The organism is Lentzea aerocolonigenes (assembly GCF_000955955.1).
Taxonomy (GTDB): domain Bacteria; phylum Actinomycetota; class Actinomycetes; order Mycobacteriales; family Pseudonocardiaceae; genus Lentzea; species Lentzea aerocolonigenes_A.
The window spans coordinates 25,115-32,388 of sequence record NZ_JYJG01000290.1 but is presented as its reverse complement, the minus strand read 5'-3'; the positions used below and the strand labels follow the sequence as shown (position 1 = coordinate 32,388).

The window sequence follows — 7,274 nt, the reverse complement described above, 5'->3', positions numbered from 1 at the left end:
CACGCAACGAGACCCGCTCAACGCAAGCCGACCACCAGCCCAAGTCGCGGCTCGCACACGCCCCGAAAAAGCGCCCCCACCAGGCGGCCCGAAATCAGACCAGCCCCAACGCCGCCGGCGCCTTCGGATCAGAGTCAGCCAAGAACTGTGAGCACCGCTCCCACTCCTCGTCCTCCCCGATCTCCCGAGCAGCCCGCGCCAGCGCACCGAGCGCCCTCAAAAACCCCTGGTTGGGCCGGTGGTCCCAAGGCACGGGCCCAAACCCCTTCCACCCGGACCGACGCAACTGGTCGAGCCCGCGGTGGTAGCCAGTGCGAGCGTAGGCATACGCAGCCACCGGATCCCCAGCGTGCAAGGCCCGCTCAGCCAACAACGCCCAAGCCTCGGAAAAGTCGGGGTAAGCCCGAACGATCTTGCCGGGATCAGTCCCACCATCAGCAGCGGCCTGAGCCTCAGGCCGATCAGGCAAACGAGTCGGCTCGGGCCCGAGAAGGTTCTCAACCATGGGGCCCATCGTGCCCCACGAACACCGCGAACGAGATGCCCGCCCCGAGCAGGCAACGGTCGAGCTACGAGATGAACACCCTCATCACAGCAGCCACGACAGCCAGCATGAGCGCAGTCACGAGCACCCCAGCGATGATCTTCTTGTTCATGGTCGGGCATGCTCCCGCGCTACCCCGGCCAGATCAACGCCGCTCACCCGATCGTGCACACGAATTGGAAACATCAGGGTAAAACCAGGGTGGTTCGGCCTTCCCGGAACCACCAACGCCGCTCATGATGTTCGGATGATCCAGGGGGTAAGGCATTTCCGCGACCAGTACTGGGAGCGGGGCACACCAGGCAGGTCCACACCGGCACAGCTCACCAAGCAGCTCTACCAGCTCTGGCTGGTGGGCCTGACGCTCAAGCTGCTGGGCTCGTCCTGGGACGTCTCCTGGCACTTCAAGTGGCTGCGGGACGACCTGGCGCCTCCCCACCTGATCAACACCGTCGGCACGGTGATCGTGGTCGGGCTCACGCTCTTCCACACGTTCACCGGCTACGGCGTCGACAAGCTGACGCTCCGGCTGATGCAGATCGGCTGTGGCATCTTCCTGGTCGCCCTGCCCATCGACGTCATCAACCACCGCATCAACGGCCTGGACATCACCAGCTGGTCCGGCTCGCACGCCCTGCTGTACCTGGGCACGGCCGTGATGCTGGCCGGCGCGATCCGCGGCTGGATGAAGTACTTCCCGCAGGGCAACGCCCGTACGTTCGGGCTCGTCGCGCTGTGGTTCTTCTTCCTGGAGAACGTCTGGTTCCCCAACCAGCACCAGGAGTACGGCGTGCGCGCGCTGCAGGCCTACGACGGCGGCAAGCCGGAGGCAGAGCCGATCCTGCTGCAGTTCGCCGCCGACCAGATGGGCGTCCCGGTCGGCAGGGAAGCCGTCGTGCACTTCGCGCTGCCCATCGCGGACTGGGTCTACCCGGTCTGGGGGCTGGTCGCGGCCGCGATCGTCCTGGTGATCGCGCGGAGGACCATCGACAAGCCGTGGGCCGCGACGGCCGTTGTGGGTGGCTACGTGGCCTACCGGTGCCTGATCTGGCCGTTGCTGGCGGGGATCGACTTCCCGAAGTCCGCGGTGCCGCTGTTCCTGATCTTCGTCGGGCTCGCGATCGACGCGGCGCACCTGATCAAGATGCCCACGCCGGCCGCTGCCGTGCTGGGTTCGGCTGCCGTCACGACCGTCGGGTACGTCGGCATCTGGTTCCAGCAGGAGTACCTGTGGGGGCCGCCGATCTCGTTCTCGTCGGCAGCGGTCACGGCGGTGCTGCTGGCGGTGCTGTGGACGGTCGGGGACATGGTGATCCACCGGCCGGAGATGCAGCTAATCGCCTCGCGGCTGAAACTCGGGTAGGGCGGTTTCCAAGTCCGCGGACAGCTTCCGGGTGATCCGCCCGAAGAGGTCGGCGAGCGGCTCGCCGACGTCCCGCCCGAACTCGGTCAACCCGTAGGTGACCTGGGGCGGGGTCGTCGGCTCCACTCGGCGCCAGATCAGGCCGTCCTCGACGAGGCCGCGCAGCGTCTGGGAGAGCATCTTCTCGCTGATGCCGCGGATGCTCTCGCGCAGCTCGAAGAACCTGAGGTCGTTGGCCTGCAGCGAGATCAACACCCAGATGCCCCACCGGCTGGTGACGTGGTCGACCATCTCGCGCGCGGGGCAGTTGGTGTGAAACACCTCATACCGCTCCGTCGACTCGGACCGCGTGAACTGAACTCCGACTGCCACCTCCGGAGCTTACCCAGAGGTACGTCCTTACGAAAAGTAAGCCTGGTTCCTAACGTCGTCCGCACAACGACGAAGGAGCTGGAAATGATCGTGGTGACTGGGGCGACCGGGAACATCGGCCGATCGCTGACGCGGGCGCTGGCCGAGGCAGGCGAGCAGGTGACGGCCGTGTCGCGGCACGTGGCGGCCGTGCCTCGAGGCGTCCGGCACGTCCAGGCAGACCTCGCCGACCCGGCGAGCCTCGAACCCGCACTGGCCGGAGCCGAGGCGTTGTTCCTGCTGCTCTCGGGCGACCTGCACGCGCCCGGCGCCAATCCGGCCGACATCATCGGCCAGGCAACGCGCGACGGCATCAAGAGGATCGTCCTGCTCTCCTCGCAGGGCGTGGCGACCAGGCCGTTCGGGCCGACGCGGATCGCGACGCGCGAACTGGAGGACACGCTCAAGAGCTCCGGCGCCGACTGGGCGATCCTGCGGCCGGGCGGCTTCGCGTCCAACGCCCTGTGGTGGGCCGGGCAGGTCCGCGCGAACCGGACCGTCGCAGCACCGTTCGGCGACGTCGGCGTGCCGATCATCGACCCGGCGGACATCGCGGAGGTCGCCAAAGCCAGCCTGCTCGACGACCGGCACACCGGCGGGGTGTACGAGCTGACCGGCCAGGAGGTCATCACGCCGCGGCAGCAGACGGAGGCCATCGCCGAGGCGCTGGGCGAGCCCGTCCGGTTCCACGAGCTCACCCGTGCCGAGGCCAAGGCGGGCATGGAGCAGCTGATGCCGGCCGAGGTCGCCGACGACACGCTGGACATCCTCGGCGCCCCGACGGAAGCCGAGCAGCGCGTCAGCCCGGACGTGGAGAAGATCCTCGGCCGTGCCCCGCGCACGTTCGCCGACTGGGCCGAACGCAACGTCGAAGCGTTCCGCTGAAAGCAAAAGGGCCCCGGCGAGATACCGGGGCCCTTTCACGGCAAGACTCAGCCCGCGATCATGCGGCCCGACGACTTGAGGTGCTCGCACGCCTGGGCGATGCGGGCGGCCATGGCCTGCTCGGCTGCCTTGAGGTAGCTGCGCGGGTCGTAGGCCTTCTTGTTGCCGACCTCGCCGTCGACCTTCAGCACGCCGTCGTAGTTCGCGAACATGTGCGCCGCGATCGGACGGGTGAAGGCGTACTGCGTGTCCGTGTCGATGTTCATCTTGATGACGCCGTACGACACGGCCTCGTGGATCTCCTCCAGCAGCGAGCCGGAGCCGCCGTGGAAGACGAGGTCGAACGGCTTCGAGCCGGCCGGCAGGCCCAGCTTCTCGGCTGCCACGTCCTGGCCCTGCTTGAGGATCTCCGGGCGCAGCTTGACGTTGCCCGGCTTGTAGACGCCGTGCACGTTGCCGAAGGTCGCGGCGAGCAGGTAGCGGCCCTTCTCACCGGCGCCGAGCGCGTCGACGGTCTTCAGGTAGTCCTCGGCCGTCGTGTAGAGCTTGTCGTTGATCTCGTTGTCGACGCCGTCCTCCTCGCCACCGACGACGCCGACCTCGATCTCGAGGACGATCTTCGCCTTGGCGGAGAGGTCGAGCAGCTCGCTCGCGATCTGGAGGTTCTCCTCCAGCGGCACGGCCGAGCCGTCCCACATGTGCGACTGGAAGAGCGGGTTGCCGCCCTTGTCCACCCGCTCCTGGCTGATCGCGATCAGCGGACGCACGTACCCGTCGAGCTTGTCCTTCGGGCAGTGGTCGGTGTGCAGCGCGATGTTCACCGGGTACTTGGCGGCGACGACGTGCGCGAACTCCGCGAGCGCCACCGCGCCGGTCACCATGTCCTTGACCTTGGTGCCCGAGGCGAACTCGGCACCACCGGTCGAGACCTGGATGATGCCGTCGCTCTCGGCTTCGGCGAATCCGCGCAGAGCCGCGTTGAGAGTCTCCGACGAGGTGACGTTGATCGCGGGGTAGGCGAACTCGTTCGCCTTGGCCCGGTCAAGCATCTCCGCGTAGACCTCGGGAGTTGCGATGGGCATCGGTGGTCCTCCTCAGGTGCCCTGAACGCCGTGTCGACCGCATCCTACGAGCACGTGTCACGGGGCCGGTGCGGCGGCCAGCTCTTCGTAGTGATCGATCAAGTACCAGCTGACCAGGTGGTCTGCGTTACTGGCCGGTACGGGGACACTGGATGACATGGCAACCGCTCAGTGGAACGGCAAGATCATCGCCTCGAGCGACGACACAGTTGTCGTCGAGGGCAACCACTACTTCCCGCTGGACTCCGTGGACCCGGCCGTGCTGACGACGACCGAACACACCTCGTTCTGCCCGTGGAAGGGCACCGCGAACTACTACTCGTTGCAGGTCAACGGCGCCGAGAACGCCAATGCGGCCTGGTACTACGCCGAGCCGAAGGAGGCCGCGGCGCAGATCAAGGGGCGCGTCGCGTTCTGGAAGGGCGTCGAGATCACTCCTTGAGCCGCAGCGCCGCGGCCAGTTCGGGGTAGTGGCCGTTCAGCGACTGAACGGCCACGTGGTCCGCGCCGGCGTGCACGTGGGCACGCAGCTTCTCCGCCACCTGCTCGGGGCCGCCCCACGCCACCAGCGCGTCGATCAGCCGGTCCGAGCCGGGCGCGGCGACCTCGTCCACCGAGAAGCCCCAGCGCTGCCAGCTGTTCGTGTAGTTGGTGAGGCTGAAGTAGTACGACAGTTGCTCACGGGCGATGGCCCGCGCGGCCTCCGGGTCCTCCTCGACGACCACGGTCACCTCCGGCGCGAGCAGCTTGCCGCCGAGCACCTTGCGCGCCTCGGCCGTGTGCTCGAGCGGCACGAGGTACGGGTGTGCGCCGGCCGTGCGTTCCGCGGCGAGCTTGAGCACCTTCGGACCGAGCGCGGCCAGCAGCAGCCGGTCCTGCGGCACGTCGAGGCGGTCGAGGTACGACACGAGCTTGTCGTACGGCTTCTCGTAGGCCTGGTCGATCTGGCGGTGGCCCACGCCGACGCCGAGCACGAACCGGTCGGTGCCGAGCCTCGCGAACTCGGCTGACACGGCTTCGGGCTCGGTCTGCCAGACGTTGGTGATACCGGTCGCGATGGTGATCGACTTCGTGGCGTCCAACGCCCGCTCGACCAGCGCCATCTCGGGTGAGCTGCCGATCCAGAACGTGCCGAACCCGAGCTCCTCGAGCTCTGCGATGTCGCTGATCCGGTCGGCCCACTGGTAGTGCGATCCCCACACGCCGAACGTTCCGAGCATCACCGGCTCCTCAGCAGCAGTGCGGCGGCCAACTCCGCGTGGTGGCCGTTCAGGAACTGGATCGCCACGTGGTCCGCACCCGCTACGAGGTGCTCGCGCAGCCTCGCCGCGACCTGGTCCGGGGTGCCCCAGGCGAACAACGTGTCCACCAGCCGGTCCGAGCCGCCGTCCGCGAAGTCGGCGTCCTCGAACCCGTACCGCCGCCAGTTGCCGGTGTAGTTCGTGAGCGACAGGTAGATCTCCAAGCGCTTGCGGGCGATGGCCCGTGCGGTGGCCGGATCGTCCTCGACGACCACCGTGACCTCGGGCGCGAGCAGCTTGTCGCCGAGGATCGCGCGAGCGGCGGCGGTGTGCTCGACCGGGACGAGGTACGGATGCGCGCCGGCGGTGCGGGAGGCCGCGAGCCCGAGCACCTTCGGCCCGAGCGCGGCCAGGAGCACCTTGTCCACAGGAACTTCCAGCCGGTCCAGGTAGGACTCCAGCCGCGCGTACGGCTTCTCGTACCCCTGGTTGACCTGCCGGTGACCGGCGCCGATGCCGATGAACAGCCGGTCGCTGCCGATTCGTTGGAACGAGTGCGAGACGTCCTCGGGCTCGGAGGTCCACACGTTCACGATCCCGGTGGCCACGTTGATCGTCTTCGAGGCGTCGAGCAGGTACTCCGGCACGTGGAGATCGGCGTCCGGTGATCCACCGACCCACAAGGTGCCGTAGCCGAGCTCTTCGAGCCACGCGGCGTCGTCGATCCTGGCGGCCCACGTGCCGGTCTGCGCCCACACTCCGAACTTGTCCATACCGCTTGCCAACAAGGACTACGTTCGTGTTATGCCGATCTTGAGCACCACTGATTTGAACGTGTCCCGACTTTGCCTGGGGGGCAACGTCTTCGGCTGGACGGCCGACGAGGACGCCTCGTTCGCAGTGCTCGACGCCTACACCGAGGCCGGCGGGAACTTCCTCGACACCGCGGACGTGTACTCCGCCTGGGTCGACGGCAACTCCGGCGGCGAGTCGGAGACGATCATCGGCAGGTGGCTGGCCAGGCGTGGAAACCGCGACGACGTCGTGGTCGCCACCAAGGTCGGCATGCTCGCCGGCTTCAACAACCAGAAGCGCGACACGATCCTGACCAGCGCCGACCGCTCGTTGAAGCGGCTGGGCGTGGACCAGATCGACCTCTACTACAACCACCTCGACGACCAGAACACGCCGCTCGAGGAGACGCTCGCCGCGTACGACCAACTCGTCCGAGACGGCAAGGTCCGCTACATCGCGGCGTCCAACTTCTCCGCCGAACGGCTGGCGAAGGCGCTGGAGATCCAGGAACGCGAGGGCTTCGCGAGGTTCGTCGCGCTGCAGCCCGAGTACAACCTGGTCAGCCGCGACAAGTTCGAGGGCGAGCTGCAGGCCACCGTCGCCGAGAACGGGCTCGCGACGCTGCCGTACTTCTCGCTGGCGAGGGGCTTCCTCACCGGCAAGTACCGGCCGGGCGTCGAAGTCCAGAGTCCGCGGGCCGGAGCCGCCTCGAAGCACCTCGACGAGCACGGCCTGCAGGTCCTGGAGGTGCTCGACGAGCTGGCCGAGACGCACGGGACCACGGTCGCCTCGGTGGCACTGGCGTGGCTCGCCCAGCAGCCGACGGTGGCCGCGCCGATCGCGTCCGCCCGGACGTTGGAGCAGCTCAGCGACCTCCTGCCGGTCCTCACCCTGGAACTCACCCAGGCCGAGGTCGACCGTCTGAGCGCAATTTAACTTGCCAGTAGCTTACT

Annotated in this window: 9 protein-coding genes; 4 read left to right on the top strand and 5 right to left on the bottom strand. The window is 67.8% G+C overall.

Features of this window, described 5'->3' with window-relative positions; translation table 11 throughout:
* Positions 1 to 94 precede the first annotated feature (94 nt).
* Positions 95 to 505, bottom strand: coding sequence for a DUF3151 domain-containing protein (locus tag UK23_RS33215; protein ID WP_045315667.1), 411 nt, complete (start codon positions 503 to 505; stop codon positions 95 to 97).
* Between the two features lie 286 nt (positions 506 to 791).
* Here UK23_RS33215 and UK23_RS33210 point away from each other — a divergent pair, with 286 nt between their 5' ends.
* Positions 792 to 1,907, top strand: coding sequence for a hypothetical protein (locus tag UK23_RS33210; protein ID WP_045315666.1), 1,116 nt, complete (start codon positions 792 to 794; stop codon positions 1,905 to 1,907).
* Here the strand turns inward: UK23_RS33210 and UK23_RS33205 are convergent.
* Positions 1,878 to 2,279, bottom strand: a complete 402-nt coding sequence (locus tag UK23_RS33205) for a winged helix-turn-helix transcriptional regulator (RefSeq protein ID WP_045315665.1) — start codon at positions 2,277 to 2,279, stop codon at positions 1,878 to 1,880. The two genes, UK23_RS33210 and UK23_RS33205, sit on opposite strands and share 30 nt — an antisense overlap.
* A gap of 84 nt (positions 2,280 to 2,363) precedes the next feature.
* On the opposite strand from UK23_RS33205, the gene UK23_RS33200 reads away from it, so the two are divergent.
* Entirely contained in the window at positions 2,364 to 3,203 is an 840-nt protein-coding gene (locus tag UK23_RS33200; protein WP_045315664.1) for an SDR family oxidoreductase, read from the top strand.
* A gap of 47 nt (positions 3,204 to 3,250) precedes the next feature.
* Here the strand turns inward: UK23_RS33200 and fbaA are convergent, their stop codons facing one another.
* Positions 3,251 to 4,285 carry a class II fructose-bisphosphate aldolase gene (gene fbaA / locus UK23_RS33195; protein ID WP_045315663.1) on the bottom strand — a complete coding sequence of 345 codons (1,035 nt, stop codon included), beginning with the start codon at positions 4,283 to 4,285 and terminating at the stop codon, positions 3,251 to 3,253.
* A 157-nt stretch (positions 4,286 to 4,442) separates the two neighbouring features.
* Between fbaA and UK23_RS33190 the strand changes: the two genes are divergently transcribed.
* A complete protein-coding gene (locus UK23_RS33190; RefSeq protein WP_045315662.1) occupies positions 4,443 to 4,727 on the top strand; it encodes a DUF427 domain-containing protein in 285 nt (94 codons plus the stop codon).
* On the opposite strand, the gene UK23_RS33185 is transcribed toward UK23_RS33190, so the two are convergent.
* A complete protein-coding gene (locus UK23_RS33185) occupies positions 4,717 to 5,505 on the bottom strand; it encodes a TIGR03620 family F420-dependent LLM class oxidoreductase (RefSeq protein WP_052685283.1) in 789 nt (262 codons plus the stop codon). The genes UK23_RS33190 and UK23_RS33185 overlap by 11 nt on opposite strands.
* A complete protein-coding gene (locus UK23_RS33180) occupies positions 5,505 to 6,299 on the bottom strand; it encodes a TIGR03620 family F420-dependent LLM class oxidoreductase (RefSeq protein WP_052685282.1) in 795 nt (264 codons plus the stop codon). Before UK23_RS33180 ends, UK23_RS33185 begins: the two co-directional genes overlap by 1 nt.
* Before the next feature lie 31 nt (positions 6,300 to 6,330).
* Here UK23_RS33180 and UK23_RS33175 point away from each other — a divergent pair, with 31 nt between their 5' ends.
* Complete coding sequence (locus tag UK23_RS33175) at positions 6,331 to 7,257, top strand: aldo/keto reductase (protein ID WP_045315661.1); 927 nt, start codon at positions 6,331 to 6,333, stop codon at positions 7,255 to 7,257.
* Positions 7,258 to 7,274: the final 17 nt, after the last annotated feature.